The 26309-nt window shown below is 42.6% G+C and carries 28 protein-coding genes and 1 pseudogene; 7 read left to right on the forward strand and 22 right to left on the reverse strand.

The genetic code is table 11. The annotated features are described in order from the left end of the window. Window positions 1–70: 70 nt before the first annotated feature. From BLT91_RS11995 to BLT91_RS12005, 3 genes are read right to left on the reverse strand one after another with little or no spacing between them, the layout of a single operon-like run. A complete protein-coding gene (locus tag BLT91_RS11995) occupies window positions 71–1636 on the reverse strand; it encodes a DUF3369 domain-containing protein (protein WP_090821047.1) in 1566 nt (521 codons plus the stop codon). Then, complete coding sequence (locus tag BLT91_RS12000) at window positions 1633–3168, reverse strand: sensor histidine kinase (RefSeq protein ID WP_090821049.1); 1536 nt, start codon at window positions 3166–3168, stop codon at window positions 1633–1635. Before BLT91_RS12000 ends, BLT91_RS11995 begins: the two co-directional genes overlap by 4 nt. Before the next feature lie 13 nt (window positions 3169–3181). Then, window positions 3182–3556: a hypothetical protein gene (locus tag BLT91_RS12005; RefSeq protein WP_217635212.1), complete on the reverse strand. Its 375-nt coding sequence runs from the start codon at window positions 3554–3556 to the stop codon at window positions 3182–3184. Between the two features lie 315 nt (window positions 3557–3871). On the opposite strand from BLT91_RS12005, the gene BLT91_RS12010 reads away from it, so the two are divergent. Next, window positions 3872–4189 carry a hypothetical protein gene (locus tag BLT91_RS12010; protein ID WP_090821053.1) on the forward strand — a complete coding sequence of 106 codons (318 nt, stop codon included), beginning with the start codon at window positions 3872–3874 and terminating at the stop codon, window positions 4187–4189. A 115-nt stretch (window positions 4190–4304) separates the two neighbouring features. Next, window positions 4305–4940 (forward strand): uridine kinase, encoded by a 636-nt coding sequence (gene udk, locus BLT91_RS12015; protein ID WP_090821055.1) that lies wholly within the window; start codon window positions 4305–4307, stop codon window positions 4938–4940. A gap of 59 nt (window positions 4941–4999) precedes the next feature. Here udk and BLT91_RS12020 read toward each other — a convergent pair whose 3' ends face one another. Continuing rightward, a complete protein-coding gene (locus BLT91_RS12020) occupies window positions 5000–6157 on the reverse strand; it encodes an MFS transporter (RefSeq protein ID WP_090821236.1) in 1158 nt (385 codons plus the stop codon). Further along, the gene (locus BLT91_RS12025; RefSeq protein ID WP_090821057.1) at window positions 6147–6689 is read right to left on the reverse strand and encodes a hypothetical protein; all 543 of its coding nucleotides are present in this window, start codon (window positions 6687–6689) and stop codon (window positions 6147–6149) included. Before BLT91_RS12025 ends, BLT91_RS12020 begins: the two co-directional genes overlap by 11 nt. 163 nt (window positions 6690–6852) lie before the next feature. On the opposite strand from BLT91_RS12025, the gene BLT91_RS12030 reads away from it, so the two are divergent. After that, entirely contained in the window at window positions 6853–7968 is a 1116-nt protein-coding gene (locus BLT91_RS12030) for an aminopeptidase (protein WP_090821059.1), read from the forward strand. 96 nt (window positions 7969–8064) lie between these two features. On the opposite strand, the gene BLT91_RS12035 is transcribed toward BLT91_RS12030, so the two are convergent. After that, window positions 8065–9546 carry a L,D-transpeptidase family protein gene (locus tag BLT91_RS12035; RefSeq protein WP_090821061.1) on the reverse strand — a complete coding sequence of 494 codons (1482 nt, stop codon included), beginning with the start codon at window positions 9544–9546 and terminating at the stop codon, window positions 8065–8067. 171 nt (window positions 9547–9717) lie between these two features. Between BLT91_RS12035 and BLT91_RS31545 the strand changes: the two genes are divergently transcribed. Beyond that, entirely contained in the window at window positions 9718–9855 is a 138-nt protein-coding gene (locus BLT91_RS31545) for a hypothetical protein (protein ID WP_175532262.1), read from the forward strand. Between the two features lie 101 nt (window positions 9856–9956). Here BLT91_RS31545 and cyoD read toward each other — a convergent pair whose 3' ends face one another. The 5 genes from cyoD to BLT91_RS12060 all read right to left on the reverse strand — a co-directional run bounded on the left by cyoD (window position 9957) and on the right by BLT91_RS12060 (window position 14424). Beyond that, on the reverse strand, window positions 9957–10286 hold the full coding sequence (gene cyoD / locus BLT91_RS12040) for a cytochrome o ubiquinol oxidase subunit IV (protein ID WP_090821063.1): 330 nt from the start codon (window positions 10284–10286) through the stop codon (window positions 9957–9959). Window position 10287: 1 nt separating this feature from the next. Further along, window positions 10288–10899, reverse strand: coding sequence for a cytochrome o ubiquinol oxidase subunit III (gene cyoC, locus BLT91_RS12045; RefSeq protein WP_090821065.1), 612 nt, complete (start codon window positions 10897–10899; stop codon window positions 10288–10290). After that, a complete protein-coding gene (locus tag BLT91_RS12050; RefSeq protein WP_090821067.1) occupies window positions 10899–12872 on the reverse strand; it encodes a cbb3-type cytochrome c oxidase subunit I in 1974 nt (657 codons plus the stop codon). Before BLT91_RS12050 ends, cyoC begins: the two co-directional genes overlap by 1 nt. Before the next feature lie 34 nt (window positions 12873–12906). Further along, window positions 12907–13890, reverse strand: coding sequence for a ubiquinol oxidase subunit II (gene cyoA / locus BLT91_RS12055; protein WP_090821069.1), 984 nt, complete (start codon window positions 13888–13890; stop codon window positions 12907–12909). Between the two features lie 273 nt (window positions 13891–14163). Then, window positions 14164–14424, reverse strand: a complete 261-nt coding sequence (locus BLT91_RS12060; RefSeq protein WP_090821071.1) for a hypothetical protein — start codon at window positions 14422–14424, stop codon at window positions 14164–14166. A 176-nt stretch (window positions 14425–14600) separates the two neighbouring features. Here BLT91_RS12060 and BLT91_RS33850 point away from each other — a divergent pair, with 176 nt between their 5' ends. Next, window positions 14601–14879, forward strand: a complete 279-nt coding sequence (locus BLT91_RS33850; RefSeq protein ID WP_254776905.1) for an MBL fold metallo-hydrolase — start codon at window positions 14601–14603, stop codon at window positions 14877–14879. Window positions 14880–15112: 233 nt separating this feature from the next. Here BLT91_RS33850 and BLT91_RS12070 read toward each other — a convergent pair whose 3' ends face one another. From BLT91_RS12070 to BLT91_RS12090, 7 genes and pseudogenes are all read right to left on the reverse strand, one after another. After that, window positions 15113–15421 carry a DUF4870 domain-containing protein gene (locus BLT91_RS12070; RefSeq protein ID WP_090821073.1) on the reverse strand — a complete coding sequence of 103 codons (309 nt, stop codon included), beginning with the start codon at window positions 15419–15421 and terminating at the stop codon, window positions 15113–15115. Window positions 15422–15533: 112 nt separating this feature from the next. Further along, entirely contained in the window at window positions 15534–16520 is a 987-nt protein-coding gene (locus tag BLT91_RS12075; RefSeq protein WP_090821075.1) for an NAD-dependent epimerase/dehydratase family protein, read from the reverse strand. Between the two features lie 3 nt (window positions 16521–16523). Continuing rightward, window positions 16524–16847 (reverse strand): annotated as a pseudogene (locus BLT91_RS32805) (copper homeostasis protein CutC); the annotation flags it as partial. Between the two features lie 70 nt (window positions 16848–16917). Then, on the reverse strand, window positions 16918–17136 hold the full coding sequence (locus BLT91_RS32810) for a copper homeostasis protein CutC (protein ID WP_254776906.1): 219 nt from the start codon (window positions 17134–17136) through the stop codon (window positions 16918–16920). Window positions 17137–17376: 240 nt separating this feature from the next. Next, window positions 17377–17565, reverse strand: a complete 189-nt coding sequence (locus tag BLT91_RS31555) for a hypothetical protein (protein ID WP_175532263.1) — start codon at window positions 17563–17565, stop codon at window positions 17377–17379. Between the two features lie 334 nt (window positions 17566–17899). Further along, window positions 17900–18556 (reverse strand): deoxynucleoside kinase, encoded by a 657-nt coding sequence (locus BLT91_RS12085; protein ID WP_090821077.1) that lies wholly within the window; start codon window positions 18554–18556, stop codon window positions 17900–17902. A gap of 108 nt (window positions 18557–18664) precedes the next feature. After that, on the reverse strand, window positions 18665–19735 hold the full coding sequence (locus tag BLT91_RS12090) for a DUF3900 domain-containing protein (protein ID WP_090821079.1): 1071 nt from the start codon (window positions 19733–19735) through the stop codon (window positions 18665–18667). Between the two features lie 168 nt (window positions 19736–19903). On the opposite strand from BLT91_RS12090, the gene BLT91_RS12095 reads away from it, so the two are divergent. Further along, window positions 19904–20134, forward strand: a complete 231-nt coding sequence (locus tag BLT91_RS12095) for a hypothetical protein (RefSeq protein ID WP_090821081.1) — start codon at window positions 19904–19906, stop codon at window positions 20132–20134. A 55-nt stretch (window positions 20135–20189) separates the two neighbouring features. On the opposite strand, the gene BLT91_RS12100 is transcribed toward BLT91_RS12095, so the two are convergent. Further along, window positions 20190–22439 (reverse strand): PAS domain S-box protein, encoded by a 2250-nt coding sequence (locus BLT91_RS12100; RefSeq protein WP_090821083.1) that lies wholly within the window; start codon window positions 22437–22439, stop codon window positions 20190–20192. A gap of 199 nt (window positions 22440–22638) precedes the next feature. On the opposite strand from BLT91_RS12100, the gene BLT91_RS12105 reads away from it, so the two are divergent. Then, window positions 22639–23571, forward strand: a complete 933-nt coding sequence (locus tag BLT91_RS12105) for a zinc dependent phospholipase C family protein (RefSeq protein WP_090821085.1) — start codon at window positions 22639–22641, stop codon at window positions 23569–23571. On the opposite strand, the gene BLT91_RS12110 is transcribed toward BLT91_RS12105, so the two are convergent. Genes BLT91_RS12110 through BLT91_RS12120 form a run of 3 tightly spaced genes read right to left on the reverse strand, consistent with a single transcriptional unit; the run spans window position 23568 to window position 26303 of the window. After that, a complete protein-coding gene (locus BLT91_RS12110) occupies window positions 23568–25262 on the reverse strand; it encodes a M3 family oligoendopeptidase (protein WP_090821087.1) in 1695 nt (564 codons plus the stop codon). The genes BLT91_RS12105 and BLT91_RS12110 overlap by 4 nt on opposite strands. A gap of 43 nt (window positions 25263–25305) precedes the next feature. Beyond that, the gene (locus BLT91_RS12115) at window positions 25306–25611 is read right to left on the reverse strand and encodes a YciI family protein (RefSeq protein ID WP_090821089.1); all 306 of its coding nucleotides are present in this window, start codon (window positions 25609–25611) and stop codon (window positions 25306–25308) included. Then, on the reverse strand, window positions 25608–26303 hold the full coding sequence (locus BLT91_RS12120; RefSeq protein ID WP_090821091.1) for a uracil-DNA glycosylase: 696 nt from the start codon (window positions 26301–26303) through the stop codon (window positions 25608–25610). Before BLT91_RS12120 ends, BLT91_RS12115 begins: the two co-directional genes overlap by 4 nt. Between the last annotated feature and the right edge of the window lie 6 nt (window positions 26304–26309).

Here is a 26309-nt window from a genome sequence, read left to right on the forward strand (position 1 = left end):
CCGCAACGAAAAAACCCTAGTCTAAGAGACAAGGGTTCTAAATCTTTGGCCATCCAGATAATTAACGCCATTAACGTTGTTCCTTGTATAGCTCTTTGATCACCAAGAACTCATCTAAATGCTGAAGGAAGAGATCCACTATCACAGGATCAAAATGCCGTCCTCGTTCCGTCTTCAGCAAGTCCAACACCCTGTCCAGCTCCCAAGCCTTCTTGTAAACACGATCGCTGCACAGAGCATCAAACACATCCGCTAGAGCCGTTATACGGCCATAAAGGTGTATCTCTTCACCACGAAGTCCTTGGGGATATCCAGTACCATCAAAACGCTCATGATGCTGCTGTGCGATGATAGCCGCGGCATTTAGTACTTGCTTGTTCGAATGTTTCAGCATTTCATACCCAAGATTCGAATGAGTTTTCATAATGTCAAATTCTTCTTTTGTAAGCGATCCAGGCTTATTTAGAATCGCATCCGGAATACCTACTTTTCCGACATCATGCATTGGAGAGGCCAACCGGATGACTTCTGCTTCCTGCTCGGATAATCCGTACTTGATGGCAAGTAAGCGAGAGTATTCGGCAACTCTTTTCACATGGTGTCCCGTTTCCTGGGATCTAGTTTCCGTTATTTCGCCCATCGTATAGATGATTTCTTGCTGAGTACTCTCTAGTTCTTCGTTCAAGTAAATATTTTCGAAAGCCACAGAAACATTCGCACAGTAGATGTCGACCAAATAATGCTCCCACTCACTGAGTGCTTTAAAACCATTCATATAGATGACATTCTCCATCCCCATCTTACTTTGAAAATAAATCACAAAGCGATCTGAGGCGAAGCTGCTTTTTTGGGATTGAAAGGCTTGTTCAATCTCTTCGAGCACTTCATTAGGAACAACATCGCGTGCTCTGTCATCTTGATTGGAAGCATAATCACCGCTCGCTGCCAAGATATAAATATCCTCAACGCCTTTGGTAACTGCAAAACTACAATGAAGGGCATTTTTATGTAAATTAACAATGGAGGTCATTTGCGTCAAAACACCGGAGGCAAATTTCTTCATCGACTGCAACTCGAACAGGGAAGCAGATGACTTAATAATTTCCTCCAAACCGGCTCTGCTTTTCTCAATTGTCTTCAGATCTCGATAAGAGCGCAATGCTGTAACGACAGTGGTAAACAGCTTCTGTGTAGTGAGCTCTGTCTTTTCTTTGTAATCATTAATATCATAGTCCATAATGACAGTACGTTCGGGAGCTTGCCCAGGTTGACCCGTGCGCAAAATAATACGAATCGCCGTATTTTTCAATTCTTCGCGTATATACTTAACAATTTGAAGTCCTGCATCTTCGTGCTCCATGACGACATCTAATAAGACTAAAGAAGCATTCGGCTGTTGGATTAATAACTCTTTAGCTTCTACAGCTGAGTAAGCACTATGGAATTCCAGCTTCTTGCCATCAAATTCGAAATCCTGAAGAACCATCTTTGTCACTTGATGAATTTGCTTCTCATCATCAACAATTAAGATGATCCAAGGATCTTGTTCGAACGGGACTTCGGTAGCGGAATCCGACTCTTCTTCGTCTGCAAAAAGAATCTCATCCTGGTCCAATGACCCATCCTGTCTTATCATAAGTCGGATTCCTCCTCTTTCGGGATCGTTATCATAAATAAACTCCCGTGTCCCACTGTACTGGAACAATGAATCGTTCCGTTCAGTGATTGGGTAACGAGATTATAGACGATATTCATGCCTAATCCTGTTCCGCCTTTACCGCGGCTTGTTGTAAAGAAAGGATCAAAAATGTGATCCAGTACTTCCTGCGTCATCCCTTTGCCGTCATCTGTATAAGCAATCGTTATGCTTTCTTGGTAATCCGTAACACGTATGCTTAGGCTGCCTTCTTCCTCTATTCCATAGGCATGATTCAGTGAATTCATAACTAAATTCGTAATAATTTGCGATAAGGCACCCGGGTAGGTATAGAGAGATAGCTGTTTATCACAATTAACATCCACACGAAGCCTAGTTTTCTTGAGCGTTGGCTTTAAGCTTGCGATGATCCCCTCTAAATACTCCCTCAAATGAAAAGTGCGCTTGACTTCGACGCTTTGATCTACCGATATTTGTTTAAAGCTGCGCACCAAGGAAGAGGCGCGTTCCAAATTGGACTGCACCATTGCATTCGTCTCTCCGATGACAGACAGGAATTGCTCCAGGTCGGACTTTTTCATCTTGCCAGTCTCATACAAGCTCTGGAATTGCTTCGTCTTTTGGTCCAAATAAGTAATCGCTGTAACCCCGATCCCAATCGGTGTATTGATTTCATGAGAGACGCCGGCCACCAGGTTACCCAAAGCTCCCATTTTCTCCGATTGGACAAGTTGGTCCTGTGTCACTTGCAGTGTGTTCAACACGCTTTGAAGCTCTTGGTAGCGTTCATCCAAATTTTTGACCATGTCATTAAAGGCTTCGGATACCTCTGCAATTTCTGGGGAAGTCTTGAACTGCAGCTTTGGCAGCTCCCCTCCTTGTTTGACGAGAACAGCGGCTTCACGAAGCCGGCTTAGAGGACGAATGACGATTTTACGCAAAATGAGCCATAATAATATTGACAAAACAATTGCAACGCTAATGCCCACTATGAGAATAAGTTTCGTTCGATTTTTGAGCAGGTCAGCTTCCTCGGAAGAATCAAAAATAACCTCCACTGCACCTACAACTAAACCATCCTCCTGCAGAGGAGCAGTCAAGCGAACAACCGGTTTATCGCTTTGCGCCATGGGAACACGGTCAACAATCGTTTGATCCTGCTTAGGTATCACAACACTAGCAGGTTGCAATCGATTACCAACTTCCGAACGATTGGAAGCAGCGAGAATGATACCTTCTTTACTGTACAGCTTCATCTCAAGAACACGGTTATTTTTATATTGAATATAATCGAAAATTTGCTGCACATCCGTAACGGAACGAGATTCTTCATAACGCCCATTGATTGCTATTGTCATGCCGCTAATTTGACTCACATAAGCTTGTCGAATGGATTGATTTAAACTCATGGTATCGAAGACCATCATTGTAGAGAGCATACTCACCGTTACCGTAGTGACCAAGAAAACAATTCGTTTCTGTAGGCTCAGTTTCTTTTGCAGAAATGGCATGAGTGGGAGGCTCCTATTTCACTTCAAACGAGATCGTCTTGCTTACGTCGTAAGGGGTGTGATCGTTATTATGTAAGGAAACCTTTACTTCGTGAGGTCCTTTACTTAAATGCTCTAAAACTTTTTGCTTGTCTGTCACGACGATCTTTTCCCCTTTATCCAAGGAAACATGTACATGCCCTTCTCCCTGTAAACGCTGCTGATCATAATGCTCTTTGGAAAGCTTAAGATCCGTTATCAGTTGCAGGGTTGCAGCATCTCCGTTAACGACCGCACTTACCTCTAAAGTTGGTATATACGAATTTACTGGTGCCGAATTTGACTTTGACGTTCCACATCCGGAAATCATTAGTGTAATAGCAGCAATCACACAGAAACTTTTAATCATTTTCATCATTTCATCCCCTATTTAGACACTAATTGTCTAATCATGTCAAAAAAGCTATCCTCATTAGCTTATGAATAATCATGCGGTTTGTCTACTTTTATTTTGGAAACAATAGGCACTTTCCGTTAATTAATTTTGTATTCGAAATTTTCTGACTTTTAGTGTCGAAATATCATGAGAACACTCACATTTTGCGCTTCCCCAGGAAATAATTTCATTTCCCTAAATAAGAATGATTTCCTGAGCTTTGGAGCAATGTAGTAAAGTCGCTATTCTCGTTAAAACAATTTCACTATCCTTAGGAGGCACTCCCCTATGACAGACACCCGTATGTTTTCGCAGCAGGTTCAACACGCAATTGAAGCAGCAGATCATGCCATACTCCTCGCCCAAGACGCTGAGCATAAACTTCAAAGAGCCATTACTGAGGCTAACCCTGAATTTATACAATCTGCACAAGCTGCCCTTTCCCATGCCAAACATGTAGTTTTGGAAGCACAAGAGCAGCTCCAAACCTTCAATAATGAGCAGTATGGGCAGCAAATAAAGCAAACCGTTGAGCAATTGTCGCAAGCTTTTCAAGACATCGATGCCAATCATGAGAAGTTTCATACCCCAAAGCAAATCCGATAAGGGGCCCTATTAATGTAAAAGGTGATCGAAATTCGATCGCTTTTTCTTTTTATATAAACAATATGTTAAACTACGGGGGAAGGTTTTCAAGTTATTTGGGGAGGCACTACATTTCATGCTTGTTATCGGAATTGCCGGTGGTACCGGTTCAGGAAAAACTACAGTAGCTCGCTCAATCATCAATAAACTGGGATCTACGAACGTGACCTTAATTTCACAAGATAATTACTATCTTCATCATAGTGGTCTTACATATGAAGAACGGGAACGTATTAATTATGATCATCCACGTGCATTCGAGAATGACTTGCTGCTTAAACATTTAAATGAATTAAAAAATGGCAACGCCGTCGAAATCCCTGTGTATGATTTCTCACAGCATGCTCGTTCACAAGAAACGATTCGTATTGAGGTAAAGCCGATTGTGCTGCTTGAAGGCATTCATGTCTTAACCGATGAGGAGCTTCGCGGCGCTTTGAACATTAAGGTGTTCGTGGATACAGACCCGGATGTCCGTATCCTGCGTCGGCTCTCTCGAGATATTAATGAGCGGGGACGTACACTGCAATCGGTCTTTGATCAATATTTGACGACTGTTAAGCCGATGCATGATGCATTCATTGAGCCGTCAAAGAAATATGCGGACATTATTATTCCTGAAGGCGGAGAAAACCAAATCGGAATTTCAATGCTGACCATTCTGACAGAGCGGTATATGACAGACCAAGCGGCTAGCTATGAAATTGGCTAACACCGAAATAGACAATGAAAAAAGACACTCTCGCCTTGCTAAGGTTTGAGTGTCTTCCTTTATACAGATTGACGTCGAAAAATAAGTCCAGACAGGGCAAATAATACATATATAAGGCTTATTAAGTAAAAAATACTGGCCACGTTAATATAACGTATCGCCATTCCTCCAATTAGAGGACCAACTATGCTCCCCACACTATATTGAATAGAAGCAATGACGTTCGCTGTAGGCAATAAATGTCTAGGTAATATATCAGAAGCGTAGGCCAATCCTAAAGAGAAAAATGAACCAACCATGCCCCCGGCTACGCCGAATAAGAGTCCAATCCACCAAAGGTTAGCACCTGCGAAAGGAATACAAAGAAATGCGATGGAGCCAATGATGCCAGAGACAATAAGGATGTTTCTCCTCCCTACACGATCACTCCAAATGCCCAGCGGCAGCTGCATGATGAGACTACCTACCCCAATAATCGGCAGCAGTACACCGATATCAGATTCGGTTAGACCTACACGCAATCCATAGAGCGGAAAATTACTGTTCATCGAGGCTTCCATGTAGCCAAAAAGTAACGAAGTTAGGAGTGGAAACCAGGCTATGGTCAACACTTTCGAAGCACGCTTATGTACAGCCTCCACTCGTTCCCCTCGGTCTGGCCGCTCATTAGATCGCTTCAGTAAAAGTATCAGAACGATCAAGAAGAAGCAGCTCGTTATTAGAAACGGCACCCAAATACCTGCTTTGAGCAAGGTGATACCAATAGGTCCCAAACTAAAGCCCACGCCATAAGCCATTCCATACAAGGAGATATTACGCCCTCTACGCTCTTTAGGACTGGAAGTTACGATCCATAATTGAGTCGCATAATGCAGCGCGCTATCCCCTGCTCCCACAAGCAAACGAAGTATAAACCAGAATCCCACCTGCTGCCAAAGCGGGAATAAACAAGTTGCCGTAATGATCAGTCCCATCCCGACCACGATAACGGGCTTATATCCGTATCTTCGTACAGGCTTTTCTATGAAGAACATCGTTGAGAAGATGCCAATATATAGCGCTGTAGCATTCAAACCATTGGCATCTGTTGAAACACCCGATCGATCCAGCAAAATTGTTAGCAGCGGCATGAGCATGCCTTGACTCATCCCAGCTACTACAATAACAAGAATTAATGTGACTAATTTTCTATTCGAGTTCGATGAATTAAACGCCATTTCCAAGATCTAAGATCTCCCATCGCTCTGCGTATTCATTCAGCCTGCCATCGAGAGGAACGTGGAATTGGTTAATGATGACGAGTCTCACTTTTTTAATCCATTCCTTGAAGGAAGGATACGAAACGAATAGATTCGCATAGCGGTCACTTAGGCACAAGAAATAGGGTCCGAGACTTTTATCAGTCAAAAAGCTCAGAGAGGTATCCATAGGTGTGTATTTCTTACGTTTTCCCTCCCACGTATCCAAATCCAATTGAATAATGGTGTCCGCTTGCTTCAGAAGGCTTTCCAAATGCTTCACTCGAGCATAATAGGGCATCTTGCTGGGGATGTCCATTCTGCGAAGAGTTTCCTCATGCTGCGGATAAAAGATAGCACGAACGAACTTTCGTTCCTCCGCCCATGAAGTAAAGGCATGCAGTTCTGTTTCTGTCCAGTCCTCAAAGGTTTCGAATACAAATACCGTTCCTTTATGGGTTTGAGCTGGTAGTTCGTACCCGAAAGGTACTTTAATCTGCTCTCTTGCCATCGGTGTCCTCCTCTGGTTGTGTTTGCCTGTTATCAGTCTTGCATAGTTATATATTGTAGCATACCCTGCTAAGCTCCACGAAATGATAGTCCGTATTGGCTTTGGAACGCTTATTGCGATATACTTTCTAAGTACTAATATTCAATAGAGGGAGACCTATAGAATGAGAGATCCGCGACTTCAAACTTTTGCCCGAAACATTATCCGTTATTCAGTGAGTCTTCAGCCTGGCGAGAAAATTTTAATTGAAATGATTGGTGTCAAAGACCCCGAACTCGCCAAATGCTTTATCGAAGAAGTGTATGCCGTAGGCGGTAAACCCTTCATTGAGCTGCGTGATCCAGTCATTACGAGAAGTTTGCAGATGAAAGGCACGCAAGAGCAATTTAGCGAATGGTCTGAATTTGAGCTTGGGCGCATGAAGCAAATGGATGCTTATGTAGCAGTCCGCAGTGGAGATAATATTACGGAATCGTCCGATGTACCTGATGATCAAATGAGACTTTATTTGAAATACTTCCAACGTCCGCTCTTCGACGAACGCATTAACAATACCAAATGGTGTGTCATGCGCTATCCGAACCCTTCTATGGCTCAGTTAGCTGGCAAAAGCACCGAGGAATTCGAAGACTTCTACTTCAGTGTCTGCAATCTTGATTACAGCAAAATGGCTGTCGCGATGGAATCCTTAGTTGCTCTGATGAACCGGACAGACCGCGTTCGTCTCGTTGCCAAAGGCACAGATATTAGTTTCTCCATTAAAAACATTGGCGCCGTCCCTTGTTCTGGCTTGAGAAACATTCCTGACGGCGAAGTTTATACAGCACCTGTCAAAGACTCCGTTAATGGTGTTATCAGCTACAATACCCCTACGATCTATTCCGGTACTTCCTTCGAAAACATTGTTCTCCGTTTCGAAAATGGCCGTATTATTGAAGCTACCAGCAATGATACCAACAAATTAAATGATATTCTGGATACGGATGATGGCGCTCGTTATATCGGCGAGTTCGCAATCGGTGTGAACCCGTTCATCAAGCATCCGATGAAAGATATTCTATTCGATGAGAAAATTGATGGCAGCATCCACTTTACTCCAGGTCAAGCCTATGAGACAGCGGATAATACGAACCGTTCCTCCGTTCACTGGGATATGGTGCTCATCCAACGTCCCGAATATGGTGGCGGCGAAATCTACTTTGACGATGTTCTAATCCGCAAAGATGGACGTTTCGTCATTCCTGAACTGGAAAAACTCAATCCAGAAAACTTAATGTAATTAATCAAAATAAGCAGTTGAGGCTTCCGACGAATATCGGACAGCTTCAGCTGCTTTTTTCCATGCAATCATTTAATTGTATTAATTAATGTGAACTTAACCAAGCCAATGAAAAATGATTTGTTCAGGCGATTGATTAAGGGATGGCCGGTTAGCAGGAATGAGCAGATTCGCATTCTTTACTTGCTTGCTGCTGCTCGTTGCCCATGTTGAGTTGTGAATCTGAACCTCTGTGCCCTTGGGAACAAAAGGAAACAGCTGCTGCACATCCCTGTTCGTAAGTCGAACACATCCTAGCGATTTATCCATGCCGATCGAGCTCTCATCATACGTACCGTGGAGTGCAATTGCTCCAAGTCCCAAGCCAGCCTCTCCATAGCTCTGTGCATGATTCCCTTTAGGTTGTTGTACGCGGTCCATCACCAGAAAATCACCTTGTGGTGTGCGCCCGTTTGCACCAAGACCAATTTCTTTATCCCATAATAAATAATCGCCGCTGACCAGCTTCAAATGATGTTCAGCCTTATTGATTTCAATATGTACAGGCTCGTAAAGAACACGCTCAACGTCCGCCGAATTCGCATAAAACATCTGCGTTATGTCTGCCGCGGTGGCATCATAGAACCATCCCCCTCGCCCATTGAATACAGATGAGATGTCGTTAGAACCTGTATTCACCTCAAGAGGGATGAAGCTCAAATAATTATTTGGATAGTCCTGCAGGAGAGAATCTAAGCTGGCTGGGGTCTTTCCAAAATCCTTCTTATACGCTTCCAAAGCTGTACGAACTAAATTAGCACCAATCGCACTAAGCGGTTGGTGCTTTTCAAACTCGGGATTGAGGAAACGAATTTTCACCGTACGATCTGACACAGGGTGATATTGAGCAACAACAATCGCGCTCTTCGTCAAATCAGCATTGGTGAGAAGCATCGTCTTCCCTTTATTACTGTTATCTTGTGAAATGATGCCGTAAATGAGGATGCTATTATTCGGCATTTCCTTGGCTAGTTCTAATGCCTGCTTATGCAGCGCAGTTTCAATATCTTCCTTCTTGGTATTAGGGGCAAGGTACATGATAAACGGGACATCAACCGTTTCATAGGTGATATCACTCCCAACGCCCCAGACTTTCATTTTGGAAATCGTTTTGTAAATCGGGTTATTCCCCGCAAACAACAAAACTAATACTAAATTAAGAACAAAGAGAACGATGAGCAGTGTTTTCAGAAATGGCGGCAAAAGAGGTTTTTTCTCCTCAGGAAAAGCCTGCTGCAAGCTAACTGTATGTGCCGCTCGTTGTTGATCCAATTGATGAAGTGCGCGATTAGCAGCTGAATAAAACGGTGAAGGATAGGTTCTAAGAACCTCTTTGTAATGAAAAATCGCCCTCTTTAAATTCCCTTTTTGCTGAAATTTTTGCCCGATCTTATAATGAGCTTCCGGTGAATTGGCGTCCAAATATCGGATTACCTTCTCATAGTATTGGGGATCGGATGGGCTTATGAACAAGTTTTTGTGCAAATGAATCAGATTGTCATCGAGATAGTGACGAAATCGTTGGCTTTGGCGAATCATTTTGCTCCTCTCCGTTCAATAGGATAGCTTGTTCAAACTGGCTGTATGATACGATTAGTATCTCTGATACATAATGTATCATGCAAGAAAAATAAAGACAACTGTTTTATTGCTTCTCTGAATGAACACCTATCTTTTAGCAAAAGCTGAATCAACGGAGGTGATAAATGAATGAGTGGAAGAAATAATAAACCAAAGAATAATGGACCTGCCGGCAACCCTTCCCGATTAGATCAATTCGGAGATAAAGCCGCACAACAAGAAAAAAAAGAAATGAAGGAACGAAACAACAACAAATCGACTTGCTAAGCGGAAATCACAACTTCATCTCATTTCCAGCCAAATACAAAGACGCTCCCACCACGCCGATCGCGGTGAAAGCGTCTTTTCCTTTTTTTATTACCCCAAGCTTAATGTACCACTTGATTGTATGTCATAATCCAAATGGAACCGGCAACGATTGTTAATAGGATAACGAGGCCAAACAACAACGCCATGATGTTCCAGCGTGCGTTCTCACCCTCTTTCACGTGCATGAAGAAGAACAATTGAACAGCGAATTGCAAGATAGCCATCGCGAGAATCAATACTAATGTGCCTGTTTTACTCAGCATGTGGTTCATGACGGCAACCAGAGGAATGATAGTTAGAATAATCGAAAGAGCAAAGCCTATGATATAAGACTTCAATGAACCATGAGCGTCATGGCTTTCATGTGAACCCGAATGCGGTTGACTCATCTTACATCACCCCCATCAAATAGACGATTGTAAATACGAAGATCCAAACCACATCAAGGAAATGCCAATACAAAGAAATAACAGCAACTTTCCGCTTAGTTACCGCTGTAATACCTCTGCGTTTCAACTGCAGCATCAAGCCAATCATCCAGATCAAGCCAACTGAAACGTGTAAGCCATGAGTACCCACTAATGCGAAGAAGGCAGATAAGAATGCACTCGTACTTATTGTCGCACCCTCATGGTTAACCATGTTAATGAATTCCGTCAACTCTAGGCCAACGAACGACGCCCCTAGAAGCACTGTAACGGCGAGCCAACCGATTAACTGCTTCATGTTCCCTTTGTGCATACCAAGTACGGCTAGACCGCTTGTAAAGCTGCTGGTGAGCAAGATGAAGGTTTCAGCGATGATTCCTGGCATCTTGAATAGTTCTTCCGGCGTTGGTCCCCCGTTCGTGTTTTGGTGAAGAACGATAAAAGTAGCAAATAAGGAACCGAATAAAATACAGTCTGTGATCAGAAAAATCCAAAATCCAAACGTCTTGAGCGATTCGTGATCATGTTCATGATCGTGGGCGTGCTGCCCACCTTGCGCGGCTGCATGTGCCATTAACCTTTCGCCCCTTTCAATGCGGCTTCTGTTCGTCTCACTTCATCAGCCGGAATATAATAATCCGTATCATAGGAGAATGAACGTGCAATCATACAGATCCCTACACCGATTAATGCTGGAATTGTCAACCACATCCAATCAAAGACGAATCCGAAGCCTGCGAAAAACCACAGCGCGGACATGAGGAATGGAATGGACGAATTCTTAGGCATATGAATCGGTTCATATTGGATAGCCGCTTGTTTTTTAGCAGTGGAGCCTTGCTTCTCCTTTTGTTCCCACCATGCATCTGCCTGACTTACTTGGGGAAGTACGGCAAAGTTATAAATCGGTGCTGGTGAAGGAATCGACCATTCAAGTGTACGGCCGTCCCATGGATCCCCAGTAACATCTGGCTCTCTAAATTTGATGGAGTGGGCAATTTGCCATACTTGGAAAATGAATCCTACACCCATTAGGAAACCACCGACGGTTGATACGAGATTGAGCGGCCCCCAGCCCATATCGAAATTGTACGTATACGTACGGCGAGTCATCCCGTCTAAACCTAAGAAATATTGCGGCATGAAACAAACATAGAATCCGATATTCCACAGCCAGAAAGCCCATTTCCCTATGCGCTCGTTAAGTTTAAAGCCGAACATTTTCGGCCACCAATAGTAGAGACCGGCGAAGTAACCGAAAACCACACCGCCAATTAATACTTGATGGAAATGCGCAATAAGGAAGTAACTGTTATGGAACTGAAAGTCAGCTGGCGCAACAGATAACAGTACCCCTGTCATACCTCCGACAACGAAACAAGGAATGAACGCGACCGTCCACATCATCGGTGTCGTGAAACGAATTTTACCTCGGTACATGGTGAATAGCCAGTTAAATACTTTAGCCCCGGTCGGGATAGCAATCAACATCGTACTAATGGCGAAAAAGGCATTAACATTCGCGCCGGACCCCATCGTAAAGAAGTGATGCGCCCATGTGAAAAAGGACAATAAACTAATGATCAGCATGGCGAAAACCATGGATTTGTAGCCAAACAATTTCTTTTTCGAAAATGTTGAAACAACTTCTGAGAATATTCCGAATGCAGGAACAACCACAATGTAGACCTCAGGGTGCCCCCACATCCAAATCAAATTGATATACATCATCGGGTTCCCGCCACCACCCAAGGTGAAGAAATGCGCGCCAAGGAAACGATCAAGGAATAGCAATGCTAACGTTACTGTTAAGATTGGGAAAGCAAAGATAATCATGATACAGCTAGAAAATACGGACCATGTAAACATCGGCATCTTCATCAGTTTCATGCCAGGTGCACGCATTTTCAAAATCGTCACGATAAAGTTAATCCCCGTCGCCAAACTGCCGATACCGGATATTTGGATACCCCAAATATAGAAGTTTTCCCCTACCCCAGGACTATGCGACATCTCTGAAAGCGGCGGATAACTAAGCCACCCTGCATCCGGGGATCCACCGATAACAAACGATACATTGAAAAGCATCGCTCCCCAGAAGAACATCCAGAAGCTGAGTGAATTCAAGAACGGATAGGCTACGTCCCTAGCCCCGATTTGTAGAGGGACAACAATATTAAATAATCCGAACATCAATGGCATTGCCATGAATAAAATCATGATCACACCATGTGTTGTGAAAATTTGATTATAATGCTCTGCTTGCAGAAATTCGCTATTTGGCATCGCTAACTGCAAACGCATAAGCAGGGCATCCACACCGCCGCGGAACAGCATCAGGATCGAACAAATGATGTACATGATCCCAATTCGCTTATGGTCAACACTCGTTAACCACTCACGCCAGAGCCAGCCCCATTTCCTGAAATACGTCAGTATGAAAATCATCGCGATCATCGAGAGCCCAATGCTAACCTGAGCGCCTAGAATCATTGGATCGCCAGTTACGAAAAACTCTGATGCGAACTGTTTTATTTTATCCAACATGAGCTTGACTTCCTTTCCTATAAGCTTCGAACGATCATTTTGTCATTTTCATTTGACTATGATCCATTTGGCTGTGGTCCATAGGCGCATTTTTGTCCGTCGATTGAGATTTATTAATCGTCTCTTTCGTAGATTCTGTACCACCATGACCACTGTGAATGGATTGACCATTCGTATATTTCGTTACAATTTTCCCGAAAAGACCATCCGGGATCGAGGAGAAATACTGCACACCTGTCGTACCTGGTTTCGCTAATGCTTCGTAGCTTTCCATTGTAAGTTTGGCAGGTACTTTTTTCGTTTTGGCTACGAAATCATCGAAATCCTTCTGGGAAGTCGCATTAACATCAAACGTCATATCAGCAAAGTGCGCGCCGCTGAAATTCGCTCCCGTTCCAAAGTAATGTCCGATCTCATCTGCTTGCAAGTAAAGGGTCATAGCCATTCCCGACATTGTATAGATTTGTCCGCCAAGCTGTGGGACCCAGAACGAGTTCATCGGCGCATCCGAGGTGAGCTCGAACTTAATCGGTGTATCTTCCGGAATTTGCAAATAGTTGACTGTAGCAATACCCTGCTCCGGATAAGTAAACAACCATTTCCAATCCAACGATGTCACTTGAATCGTGACGGGTGGTTTATTGGATTTTAACGGCTTGGAGGGCTCAAGAGCATGTGTATACTTGATGGTAACAACAGCCAAAGTTGCGATAATGATAATGGGGATCGCCCACCAAACGACTTCTAAAGTCGTACTGTGCGACCAATTCGGTCTATAAGAGGCTTTATTGCCCTCTTTATCACGATACCGCCATACAATCCAAGCTGTAAGTGCAAGTACCGGTACGAGGATGATCGTGCACAACACAGTCGATAAGACGATCAAATCTCTCTGCTGAGCACCCACTGGTCCTTTGGGATCCAATACCATAGCTTGATCACTGCAGCCTGCCAACAAAACAACAATGGCGATCATCATAAAGGGCAACAGAGCTTGTACGAGTTTTCTCTTTTTCATCCTATTACCTCCCTATCCACAAATCTGCAAAATGCTTTTTCACGGTTTAGTCTTCTTGAATGATTTAAGATCTAATTCCAAGATATAAAAATTACTGTTAAAAGTACACGGGCACAAGTATGACTTAACAAATACGTCAATGGATCGACGTTTTACTGTAAAACAAATGTCACAGAACGTTTGTTGACTATGATGAAAAAGTATGAAAATCAAAAAGCCCTTCAAGTTACTCACTTGAAAGGCATAATCTAATATTCACCTGATTTGTTGTTTTTAGTCTACCTTGGAAGCTGCACGCGAATGAACCAAGTGAATCGCCGTCCGAATAACGTAAATGTGTACACTGCCTACCATGAAGCCAATACCGACCATCAAAGATGCATTGCGGTCACTAAAATGATTTATATTTAACAAGCTTAAAAGTAATCCTATGCCTAGCAAAGCCCATGCCGCTATCGTCATCATCTTCACTAATGGCATCACATCACGCTCACTGCGCTCAACACTGCTGACCGAAACAGCTTTAATTGCCATAATTATCACTCCAAACTGAGATGTAAGTGCTTTATAAAAGTAGTATAACACAAAATCAAGATTTGTTCATATTTTATTCACACGTTGATCAAGATTTGGACATAATTAGATGAAAGTTTAAGCTAGCACTATTCTTTTACTATCATTTCACTTTGGAGGGATTCAAATGCATTTTAGTGGACACCGGATATCCCGGGTTATTCCCCCTCATACGCGAGGCCATCGAGCAAAATGACGTTCCTTTTCGTAAATTGAACACGATTATAATTACCCATCAGGATATCGATCATATCGGAAGTTTACCAAATTTCATTAGTGAATCTCCAAATAAACTCGCTGTACTTTCCAGTGAAATTGAGAAACCGTATATTCAAGGCGAGAAAATGTTGATCAAAATCACACCACAAGGCATTATTGTTATTCATACCCCAGGTCATACACATGGGACATCTTAGTCTTTACCATATACGTAGCAAAACATTGATTGCTGCCGATGCTTTGGTTGTTTGCCCAATTTGATATTGAATCCGTCATTTGATACCACGGAGGGTTGTATACAGACAACGTTAATCAACGCATTGCTGAATTGGCAACTTTGGTGTAAATCATCCTTGATAAAGTACATTAGGTTAATACAAAAAGCAGGCTGCCTAAGTTAGGCAACCTGCTTTCACGTATGTACGTCAGACTACTTCAAAAGTGTGTAACCGCCGATAATTGGAAGTGGTTTTACTTGACCTTGGGCAGCCGCAACTATGCCTAGAATTGCAAAAATAAACAGCGCCAAGTTCGCTAAAGGCAGAAGAATCCATCCAATAATCGGAATGATACCCAAGACTACATTCAAAATGACACAGCACAGGAACAACGTAAGGCCCTGATTAGCGTGGTACATGGCAAACTTAGAATCTTTTGCAGCAATGAGCGGAATGAAAAACAAGATGTACGCAATTATGGCCATTCCCTTATTACTTTGGATATCCGTGGAATCATACATGGACAGCACCTCATTTCTCTGAGTTTACTATTCCATATATATTCGGAGTTTTACATTTAATCTATTGATTTTCACACATTTCGGAAAATATTTTTCGTTCTCATGACTTCCTTTAATTTCTCAACTCATGCCATAGACGAAGCAGTTCTTGTTCACGTGATGGATTCATACCTGCCAAGCGCACATTTTCTGGTGATCGACCTAGATCCCAAGCCAATGTGTCTTGGACAGTCTCAATTAACGGTCTTGTTGTTAATCCCGATTCAAAGGCTTTAGCGTTATCTAAAGCCAACATTCCGACTAAACTATCGCTTCTGATCCAAAGTGGCAGCTCCATCCACTGCCCTACTTCGTTAGCAACTAAGAATTCTTCAGACACCCAAGTGCATGCTGATGCGTTGCTGCTCATCACTCGACACGCTTCTACGACATCTTCCATTGAGTATTCGCTGCCGCTTGCATGCAGGGTTCCGACCGTTCCTTGTTCAACTAATCGAATGATCCAAGCAGACAAATCTCTTACGTCAATAAATTGAAGCTTCCGTTCTTTCGGTAAAGGAACCAACACATCACCACCGCGATGAAAACGGGAAGGCCAATACGTGAAACGATCGGATGCGTCGTATGGACCAACAATTAGACCAGGACGAATAACCAGTGTTTGGTCAGGAAATACTTTCTTCACCGCATTCTCACAAAGTGCTTTCAGAGCACCGTATTGCCGCCCTGGATCCATTGTTTCTGGAGATTCCCATTCTGCAACCGGCGCCGACTCGTTCAAATTCACTTGCAAAAGATCATCATAAACTGAAACAGTAGAAATAAAAGTGTAATGTTTCACTTGGTCCTTTAACACCTTTGCAGCGGCATCTACAACTTCTGGCTGATATCCACTTGTATCGATAACCGCATCCCAATGCAATTCTTGCAGCTGGGCTAGATCAACGTTACGGTCACCATGGATATGCTGAACCTGTGGAAATGCATGCGCATCATGCAGGCCCCGGTGAAATAAAGTTATCTCATGACCTTTTGCTAATGCAGCCTCTGTAAGAGCTCTTCCAAGGAATTTCGTTCCGCCAAGAATGAGAATTTTCATAAATTACCTCCAATGGTTGGATTGCCAGTTAATTTCATTCAAAACTCTTCTTACTTCCCTCACTTTATTCACATCAACCGGTTCGTTCACTTTAAGGTTAGTTCTAACACCCGTGCCAAGGTGGACACAAGGCACATGCGTAGCATGCACGAAAGACTTCAATCTTTCAGTTATGAGTCCGCTTCCTGCCATTATTTGAAGCTCATGGCCTTGCGTTAGGGTAATCAGTCGTTTTATTTTTTCCACGGCTTGAAGCGCGCTTACGGCTCCGCCTGAAGTCAAAATTGATCGAATTTGATTGTATCCAAGTAATGTCATAAGTGCCTCTTCTTGAGAGGGGACTTCGTCAAATGCCCTGTGAAACGTTACTGGTAACGGAGTGGCTTCGAGGAGTGTTTCAAGCGATCATTTTTTGAATATCATCCTTTAGCATGTGAAAGGATCGGCTATGCGGCCGAATCATGACATGTACTGGAATCTTTATAGAAGCAGCAACCTTTTGGACCAAAACCATACTTGGAGTTACGCCTCCCTCATGCCGGTTAGCTATCAGCTCAATTCGGTCTGCACCGCCAGATTCAGCGTTTAACGCGTCTTCCAAAGTTGTTGCAATCACTTCTAACAACACCATATCCCTTAAAACCTGCCTTTCATTGTATTACACACAATGCTCCCAGAAGACAGTTCAACAGCTAAGAGCGCCAAAATTAGGGCCTTCCATGAAGTAGGTACAACGTTATTCTCCGATCCTATGAGCCAACCATTTCCATCTACTGTAGCATAATCCGCGCAAGACAAAAACTCCTTAATCATGGATTAAGGAGAAATGGATGAAAGAAGTTTGTTAATGATTAATTTAAGTAGCAACCAGTTGTTGTTGATGTTGTTGTTGAACTTCAACAAGTTCTAGGTTTGAGAAAAAACGGCTTAGCTTCATCATTTTCTCCGTTGCTGCTAATTTAGGAAGCGGCTTGCACATAGACTTTCCTTTGTAACATACGATAAATAACAAATTCATCACCTGTCTTTCATTGAAATCTAACATGTTAATACATATTTGATCACATCTTCATTTTCACTTCATTAAAATCTAAATTTTCAGAATACATTTGATTTAAGAATTGAAAATGCTTTCAATGGAAACTAACTAGTCAGAATACCTGAAGAAGGGTGATGATTGCATAAATGATTACCCCAATACGGCTGTCGGATTGATGAACTGTCTAATGTTTAGTGCATTCCTATGAATCAGTTTCTTTACGGTATGTTGGTCTATTAAATTCCTCTAATTCCGACTCATTCGTGCTTCTAAATATCCTAACATATAAAGCTCCTATATAATACGAAAGACCCCCTCTAATTAGAGGGGGTCTTCCGTATTAAACGATGGCTAATTCTGAAAGCTTGGAACGTACCTTATCAATTAATACTAAGGCATCTTCTGCACGGTTCACAACATCAACACGGTCCATATCAACTATCAACACTTCGGACGCATGATAATGATTCATGACCCAGTCATCATAGCCTGACCAAAGCTGCCGATAATAATCAACCAATGATTGGTCTTGCTCGAAGCTGCGTCCTCTTAGCCCGATGCGATGCAAAACAGTCTCGAAAGAAGCTTTTAGATAAACCATTAGGTCCGGCGCTTTCTTAGGAAGCTCAGCAAGCTCAGACATCATATTGTCGGCAAGCCCTTCGTAGACATCGAATTCCAGCTGTGAAATACGGCCTAACTCCCGATTGACTTTCGCAAAGTACCAGTCCTCGTAAATACTTCTATCCAGTACATTTCGATTATGTACTAACGCTTGTTTTATCGCCCTAAATCTAGTATTCAGGAAGTGTAATTGCAGCAGAAACGGATATCGCTTCTTCTCAATTTCTTCCGGAGATGCCGTGTAAAACAGCGGTAATATCGGATTATCATCTACACTCTCATAAAAAACGCTCGAATTAAGTTCTTGTCCAAGCAAAGTGGATACAGATGTTTTACCGAGACCGATCATTCCCCCAACCACAATCACAGCCATTTACCCCTTTCTCCTTCTACCCAATCATAATTTACCTACAGTCAATTCTTACAAAGCTTCCCTATTATACAAGGAATTCATAGTGGTGGGAACCCTATTTTTTTACCTTTACCTATCGCCTTCTTCTCGTGTAATCCGCTCGATCACAGCATGAAGATCTTCTGGCCTAAGCAATTCTACTGGAGATACGCCTTTTTCGAAGTGTAAATAATCGCCTTCAATCAGAATGACGTACCGTTCGCCTTGTCTGGCAATATGGACTTTACGCCCATAATCGGCTAGCTGGGCTTTTACACTAATATGGTCAAGCTTGATGCGCATTTCCAGATCTGGTTTCTGCTCCACCAAATAATTAGCGGCATCGATGACCTGAGTCGGTGTCCACTTCTCTTGGAGTTCTCGCTTTTCACTGGCTGCCCAGATTTCCAGATCCTTTTCTTCCTGCTCACGTTCCTCAGGCTTATGCTCATAGTCTCTTTCCAGCTGCTGCTGAACGAGTCCCAGCACTTGATGATGCAAGATTTCCGGCATCGACTGCTCATATTCTACATATTTTAGGAAATCCTCAAAGTAACGAGCATGTGAGGCTTGATGAATTTTGAGCTCTGCGGGCTCTAACATGCCTTCCTCGGGCATAAACGGATATTGGATCGATTTCATGTTTTTCGCATTAATCGCCATTTCCACTTGATTCAATAAGCTCTTTTCGTCTGTAATTCGTGCAATTTTCGGCTCAAAATCACATTTCAGAATAAAGACAAAAGGATCATCGAAATATTGATTGAGCCTCGCACTTGCGACAATAAAAGCGCCGCCCCTGACCGCACTTGTATTCAAATAAGCATTCAAGAGCTCGTCACTGACATTAAGAAAGTCCTGCTTGTTCTCAGCAAAGCGCAGACGCGCGAATACATTGTAATTCGGATTGCTTTCTAATTCGAAGCCTGGCTCCGTGATGAAACGTCCTATCTTCGTCGGCACCTGCTCAGCTCTTGGATTTCGCTCCACTTTACGTTTAGCAATACGTGCGAATTCACCATCCAGAAACTGCTGTAATGCGCTGTCTTCGTAATCGGTCTCATCTAGAGTTTGATAATGGCGATAATTTTTAGAGGATGCTATATCAGCACCTTCACCTTGGATCACAAAAAATGAGATATATTGAACTGCGAATTTCATGCTGCCTCTCCCTGTCAATCGTATTAAAAATAGGACAACTTTGATTGTACTTGGTCTAAAACCGAAACGCCAGAAAAAAATATGAACAGGTTTGTGATTGTTTATTTGTTCATGCTGTCACTAGTAATAAGTGCTACTTCATCAAAATAATAAGACAGAGGTGTGAAGATGATTTACGGAACCAAACTACTCGATACAGATATAGAGATTTTCATTGCAGCTCTTACAAAAACACCTGTCTACGTTTGGTCGTTAGACCCCTTTGGTGTTTATTATCAGGTAAATTCGGGTTTTATCGTGAAATATACACCTGATGAAGTACGAATTCTCAGTGAGAAAGACGCCACAACCACACAATGGTATTCTAGAGAAACGAATGAATTTAGTATCAGTTTTTAAAATGAAGAAACCGCCAGTTCCTGTTTATCAGGTCTGGCGGTTTTTACGTTCAATATTACGACATTTCCATTTTTTCCTGACCACTAGGCTGCGTCGGCAAAAACACATCAATGACGGTTCCTTCTCCGAAATGGCTCTGAATCGTCATGGTTCCTTTGTGCGCTTCGACGATTTTGAAACACATCATAAGACCGAGTCCGGTCCCCTTTTCCTTCGTTGTATAGAAAGGTTCCCCTAACTGCTTCAGACGCTCCTCTGGAATTCCGCATCCATTATCCTCGGTCCTGATCCTTATTAAATCGCTCCTCTGCAGGGAAACGGTCATTTTAATCAGCCCATCCTTCAGGATCGCTTCCATCGCATTTTTGACCAAGTTAATAAATAATTGCTTCAGATGCATCTCTGAACAAACTAACTTCGGAATTTCAGACTCAAACTCGAGTAACAGCTGCACATCACAAAGCACAGCCTGCGTATCAAGCAGCGCAATAACCGATTGTAAAATATCTTTCAAATCACTCTTTTTGTAATGAATCGCTTCTGGCTTGGCAATGACGAGAAATTCACTGACGATGAAATTAATCCGATCTAATTCGGACAGCATAATGTTAAAATAGTGCTGCTTCCCCTTCATATCGTTCTGCAGCAGCTGCAGAAAGCCGCGGAGTGACGTAAGGGGATTCCTGATTTCATGAGCAAGCCCCGCGGCTAACTGACCCGCGACGGAAAGTTTATCCGATTTGCGCAACAATTCTTCCGTTCGTTTTCGCTCAGTAATATCACGCGTGATACCGGCGAATCCAATAATCTCGCCCCTCTCATTCTTGATTGGCGTCTTCGTCACACTAACGTGCACAAGCTTCCCATCTTTACGAAGTCGTACAGTCTCTAACCCTGAGATTTTCTTACTTGCTTTCAGCATGTCATATATTTCTTGTCGCTGCTCTTCCAGAAAGTCTGGGTAAATGGGCAATGGCTGGTTCAGAAGCTCATCTTGATTCCAACCTAATATTTGCTCATACGCCGCATTGACAGACATCACTCTAAAACTCGGATCAAGTACACAGATGGCATCTGTTGTATTGCTAATAAAAGATTCCAGCAGCTCCTTCGTTTCTCTGAGCTCTGTTTCCATTCGTTTACGTTCCGTAATGTCTACACATGAACCGATCACTTCAATCACACGGCCATTTTCAAATATGGGACGTAAGGAAGTCAAGTACGTAATTCCACGGAATGTGGCTTCATACATGACATTTTCTTCACCGTTCCATGCCTTGCGGTAAGACTTATCAATACTGACGGCCATATAGTATGGCCAAATTTCATATAAGCCGTTGCCAATGATATGCGATGGCTTGTAACCGAGTCGATAGAGAAGCTCACCGTCACATAAAGTGTGAATGAATTTCCCTCGCATTTTCCTGAACTTCATTGTCATCCCTTGTTGTCTTCGAACCGTGTCATGAAGATCCTGCTGAGCAACTCTTAGTGACTCACGGTCTTTGTTATGCTGGGTGATATCCCTCGCGATAATATAAACGCCTTCGATCGTCCCATTCACGATAATTGGCACATTTTTCAAGCCTAGTTCAATCATTTCGCCATTCTTGTGCGTAACCTGAAGCATATAATTATCCGTTTGCCAAATGACGTTATCAGATGAGCCATGTTCTTGATTCTTCTGTCCCCAGAAATGGTTGATGGACTGATCCAACATATCCATCTCCGTAAAGCCCAAAATCCGTTCCATGGCAGGGTTCACACTTTTGATCAAACCGTTTAAATCACAGGTTAGAATTCCAGCAGGATTGTGCTCGATTAGCGACTTATATCGCTGCTCACTCTCAACAAGTTTTCGTTCCATATCGGATTTTCGCGACGATAGATCTCGAATCTGAGAAATATAATAAAGGGGTTCGTTGTTTGCATCTCTGATTATTGAAACCACGCATTCAACCCATATGATTGTCCCGTCTTTCTGTTTCATTCTTTTTTCAATCTGAATAGTACGCATTTCACCGGCCAACAATTGTCCTATTAGTTCAGGCAGTTTAACGGTATCTTCGGGTAAAAAAATATCAGTTATTTCGGTATATACTAATTCTTCTTCCGAGTATCCTGTAATGGCACTTAGACTGCTGTTCACCCTCATCCACAGTCCACCCATTGAAATAAGTGCCATCCCAATTGTATTGAATTCGAAGACAGCTGCAAATGACGGTTCCGTTCTCGGAAGCAGACCTTGAATATTGTCAGGATCTGCACTGTTGTTAATATCCAGCGGATTATTGACCATATTCATTCGTTATCTCCCATCTTAGAGATGCATTGGATGGCTTCCATCACAGATAATTAAATTCGACGAATTGAAGATTATTCCTTCCATATGGAACTTTTGAACTTCAAATCGTTCACGAAATGTTCCCTTGAATTTCCTCGGTTATGTTAAAATATAATGGTTCTCACTACATCTTAATGCTTCGTATAAGGAGGATATCGGATTGCCAAACACCTGGACACATCTCATTTTTGGACAAGAATTAATGAAACAATTGGATCATGCCAATATGCTGAATGATAAACAACTGAGGCAAGTCTTTTCACTGGGCTGCCAAGGACCAGATTTCTTGTTCTATCATAACTTCCTGCCTTGGAAAAAAGACAAGACACTAAATCAATTAGGAAGTCTTATGCATACGAAAATGTGCGGTCCGTTCTTGGAGGATTTACTTCGCCAAGTACAAGGCAGAGGGTTGTATAATCCGGCTGTTGTTTATGTGCTTGGATTCATCACACATCATATTCTTGATCGTCATATGCATCCCTACGTTTTTCATAAATCAGGCTTCAAGAAATGGGCTCACCAAAGATTCGAAATAATCATGGACACCCTCATTGTTCGTCGGAAGCTTGGGCTGCAGACGTGGAAAACTCCGGTTTGGAAAGAAATTTATGTTGGCGAAACGCTGCCGCTTGGTGTTGTTCCTGCCCTAGCCCACGCTGCTGCCAACCACTATCCTGAAACGGTATCGCATGTTACGGAGAAGGATTGGAACGATGCTTACTTCGACATGATTCGCGCACATCGCCTGTTTCACGATCCGAAAGGGATTAAACGAATCGTAACCCTCGGCAAAATATCGCCATTTGTATATAGCAAACATCCGGCTCCGCTTGATTATTTAAACGAAGCCAGGACGGTTTGGAATTGTCCTACATCATTAGAAGAAACGTACATATACAGCATATGGGACTTATGGGATATCGCTATGGAAGATGGCCAAACCGTCCTCCAAACAGCCATACAAGCGTTGCTTAGAGGTTCTGCTGCCGATTCTCAAGCATTTCATGATGTTCTCGGCAATCGCTCCTATGAAACAGGCAAAGCCTGTGACAGCGGATTGCAAATCACTCATGTCCAGCCTATGATTTAAAGCCTAGCATCATCAATCTGCTCAAGCCAGGAATCGATATGGCCAATCACCGAAGCCACACAGCCATCTTTAAAAGGTGAAATCAGCTTAGCTACTTGGGTAAGCTCCGTGAAGTTCAGGCTTCCGCCTTGCTGACAAAGTCTTAAGTAATCTTGCCACGCTAACTCTGGATTTTCATTAGCCCGTTTCCAGAATTGAAACGCACACACTTGCGCAAGCGTGTAGTCGATGTAATAAAACGGGCTTTTGTAAATGTGCGCCTGCTGCTGCCAGAAGCCTCCTCTTTCCAAATAGTCATTATCCTCATACACGCGATGCGGCAAATATTTGCGCTCAACTTCGCGCCATACTAGCTTACGCTCTGCGGGTGTTAGATCCGGCTGCTCATAGATCCGATGTTGGAACTCATCTACCGCAACACCGTAAGGAATGAATAAGAGTGATTCACTAAGATGCTTGAATTTGTATTTGTCAGTATCCTCCTCGAAGAACAACGACATCCAAGGCCAAGCGAGAAACTCCATGCTCATGGAATGGATTTCACAAGCTTCCAAGGTTGGAAATATGTATTCAGGCACTTGGAATTCTCGGCTGCTATAGCCCTGGAAAGCATGACCTACTTCATGGGTTAAGACATCAATGTCACCTGATGTTCCATTAAAGTTAGAGAAAATGTACGGTGCTTTGTATGTACTAATATAAGAGCAATAACCACCTACACGTTTTCCCTTCTTTGCTACTAGATCCATCAACCCGTTATCGATCATGAAGGTGAAGAACTCATTCGTTTCCGGTGAGAGCTCTGCATACATCTTACGAGCTTGTTCCACAATCCAATCCGCATCACCTTTAGGCGTCGCATTCCCTGAAGCGAAGCCAAACTTGTCGTCATAATAATGCAGCGTATCTACACCAATTCTAGCCTTCTGACGTTCTTTTAACTTGGATGCCGCTGGCACAATGTGTTCAAGAACTTGATTTCGAAATACGTCAACGTCTTTGGCATTATAATCAGAGCGGTTTAAACGAGCATATGCGAGTTCAATAAAGTTATTATATCCGAGCTTCTTAGCTATGAGAGTACGAATTTTCACTAATTGGTCATATAATTCATCCAATTTCACTTCATTCTCTATAAAAAATCTATATTTTACATCATTCGCTTCTTTGCGAACATTTCGGTCTGTTGATAATTGAAAAGGCACTAGTTGGGATAAATTTCGTTCTTCCCCTGCATAAACAAGCTTTGCAGAAGCAAGCAGCTTCGAATATTCACTGGCTAGTTTGTTTTCTTGCACGAGGTCTTCAACAATTTCTGGCGAGAACGTTTTCAAAGATAATGAGGCAATCGTAAATAATTGCTTCCCCCATTTGACTTCTAGCTCAGATCGATAGGTGGAATCTATAAGTGCTTTATAAAACTTAGTGATAAGACCTTGATATAAAGGCTCGATTTCATCGATATACTCTTGTTCAGCTTTGTAAAACTCATCCGTCGTATCCACCGAATGACGAATTCGCGCTATAGCCTCCATAGATTCCAGTTCACTTCGCAAGCTGACGATCATTTCCATCGCTTGGTCCTGCTCCTTGAATGAAGCTGCTTGCTTAAAACGTTCTAAAAGCTCTTTAAACTTAACTTCAAAAGCGCTAAAATCAGGTCGTACGTAATTGAATTCTTGAAATTTCATTGGTTTCACTCCTTTGAATTTTCGCCAGAAAACCGGCATTAATTTACATTACAGCAATACTATAAGGAAACAATTCGCTGGTCATTAGTTGATTGGCGACAGCTGGGTCTTGTTCCATGATCAGTGTTGCTTCTAACTCATTATCCACCCTGAGGATAACAATGCCAAATGTTTTTTCATCAAAAGTTTGCGTTCTTCCTGCTAAAATAAGCTCTCCTACCTCTTTCAATTGTAAGAGGTATTGGAAGTGCTCTTCAACAATTTTCTCTTCTCTTTCTGTCCAAATGCTGCGGTCTAGAAAAGCAGGTCGTAAACGTAAGACATATATAAATTCTTTTATGTCGCTCATTTTTCTCGCTCCTTTTCAAATAAATTTGGAATTTGCCAATCAATTTCCGAACTTCCAAGGTCCCTAAGAAAGGCATTCGCTTGCGAAAAAGGTTTACTGCCAAAAAATCCGCGATACGAAGAAAGCGGACTTGGATGAACAGATTTTATGATGAAATGCTTCGTTGTATCAATGAGAGACTGCTTGGCCTGCGCATGACTTCCCCAAAGCACGAAGATAACCGGCTGCTCCCGTTCACTCAAAGTTCGAATCACTTTGTCTGTAAACCGTTCCCAACCCTTTCCTTTATGAGAATTAGGCAATTCTGCGCGCACCGTTAGAACAGTGTTCAACAGCAGCACACCTTGTTCCGCCCATTTCTTCAGGTATCCGTTATCAGGGATATAGCAGCCGAGGTCGGACTGTAATTCTTTGTACATATTCTGTAAAGAAGGCGGCGTCGATATACCCGGTTTAACGGAAAAACTGAGGCCATGGGCTTGGCCTCTTCCGTGATAGGGATCCTGTCCCAAAATGACCACTTTGGTCTCCGCGTAAGATGTGAAATGAAGAGCGTTGAAGATCTCATTTTGTTCTGGAAAAATGGTTTGCGTAAGATATTCGTCTGCGAGAAATTCATGTAAAGCTTGGAAATAAGGTTCTTCAAATTCTGAATCCAATAAAGATGCCCAGTCGTTCATTAAATGAATCACACTTCG

Origin of the sequence: Paenibacillus sp. yr247 (genome assembly GCF_900103825.1) — a bacterium.
In the GTDB taxonomy this organism is placed as follows: domain Bacteria; phylum Bacillota; class Bacilli; order Paenibacillales; family NBRC-103111; genus Paenibacillus_E.

Excerpts from the sequence above, each read along its gene's own strand:
- BLT91_RS11995 (WP_090821047.1), bottom strand. The coding sequence starts at position 1,636 with ATGATAAGACAGGATGGGTCATTGGACCAGGATGAGATTCTTTTTGCA.
- BLT91_RS12000 (WP_090821049.1), bottom strand. The coding sequence starts at position 3,168 with ATGCCATTTCTGCAAAAGAAACTGAGCCTACAGAAACGAATTGTTTTC.
- BLT91_RS12005 (WP_217635212.1), bottom strand. The coding sequence starts at position 3,556 with ATGATTAAAAGTTTCTGTGTGATTGCTGCTATTACACTAATGATTTCC.
- BLT91_RS12010 (WP_090821053.1), top strand. The coding sequence starts at position 3,872 with ATGACAGACACCCGTATGTTTTCGCAGCAGGTTCAACACGCAATTGAA.
- udk (WP_090821055.1), top strand. The coding sequence starts at position 4,305 with ATGCTTGTTATCGGAATTGCCGGTGGTACCGGTTCAGGAAAAACTACA.
- BLT91_RS12020 (WP_090821236.1), bottom strand. The coding sequence starts at position 6,157 with ATGGCGTTTAATTCATCGAACTCGAATAGAAAATTAGTCACATTAATT.
- BLT91_RS12025 (WP_090821057.1), bottom strand. The coding sequence starts at position 6,689 with ATGGCAAGAGAGCAGATTAAAGTACCTTTCGGGTACGAACTACCAGCT.
- BLT91_RS12030 (WP_090821059.1), top strand. The coding sequence starts at position 6,853 with ATGAGAGATCCGCGACTTCAAACTTTTGCCCGAAACATTATCCGTTAT.
- BLT91_RS12035 (WP_090821061.1), bottom strand. The coding sequence starts at position 9,546 with ATGATTCGCCAAAGCCAACGATTTCGTCACTATCTCGATGACAATCTG.
- BLT91_RS31545 (WP_175532262.1), top strand. The coding sequence starts at position 9,718 with ATGAGTGGAAGAAATAATAAACCAAAGAATAATGGACCTGCCGGCAAC.
- cyoD (WP_090821063.1), bottom strand. The coding sequence starts at position 10,286 with ATGAGTCAACCGCATTCGGGTTCACATGAAAGCCATGACGCTCATGGT.
- cyoC (WP_090821065.1), bottom strand. The coding sequence starts at position 10,899 with ATGGCACATGCAGCCGCGCAAGGTGGGCAGCACGCCCACGATCATGAA.
- BLT91_RS12050 (WP_090821067.1), bottom strand. The coding sequence starts at position 12,872 with ATGTTGGATAAAATAAAACAGTTCGCATCAGAGTTTTTCGTAACTGGC.
- cyoA (WP_090821069.1), bottom strand. The coding sequence starts at position 13,890 with ATGAAAAAGAGAAAACTCGTACAAGCTCTGTTGCCCTTTATGATGATC.
- BLT91_RS12060 (WP_090821071.1), bottom strand. The coding sequence starts at position 14,424 with ATGGCAATTAAAGCTGTTTCGGTCAGCAGTGTTGAGCGCAGTGAGCGT.
- BLT91_RS12070 (WP_090821073.1), bottom strand. The coding sequence starts at position 15,421 with ATGTATGATTCCACGGATATCCAAAGTAATAAGGGAATGGCCATAATT.
- BLT91_RS12075 (WP_090821075.1), bottom strand. The coding sequence starts at position 16,520 with ATGAAAATTCTCATTCTTGGCGGAACGAAATTCCTTGGAAGAGCTCTT.
- BLT91_RS31555 (WP_175532263.1), bottom strand. The coding sequence starts at position 17,565 with ATGTTAGATTTCAATGAAAGACAGGTGATGAATTTGTTATTTATCGTA.
- BLT91_RS12085 (WP_090821077.1), bottom strand. The coding sequence starts at position 18,556 with ATGGCTGTGATTGTGGTTGGGGGAATGATCGGTCTCGGTAAAACATCT.
- BLT91_RS12090 (WP_090821079.1), bottom strand. The coding sequence starts at position 19,735 with ATGAAATTCGCAGTTCAATATATCTCATTTTTTGTGATCCAAGGTGAA.
- BLT91_RS12095 (WP_090821081.1), top strand. The coding sequence starts at position 19,904 with ATGATTTACGGAACCAAACTACTCGATACAGATATAGAGATTTTCATT.
- BLT91_RS12100 (WP_090821083.1), bottom strand. The coding sequence starts at position 22,439 with ATGAATATGGTCAATAATCCGCTGGATATTAACAACAGTGCAGATCCT.
- BLT91_RS12110 (WP_090821087.1), bottom strand. The coding sequence starts at position 25,262 with ATGAAATTTCAAGAATTCAATTACGTACGACCTGATTTTAGCGCTTTT.
- BLT91_RS12115 (WP_090821089.1), bottom strand. The coding sequence starts at position 25,611 with ATGAGCGACATAAAAGAATTTATATATGTCTTACGTTTACGACCTGCT.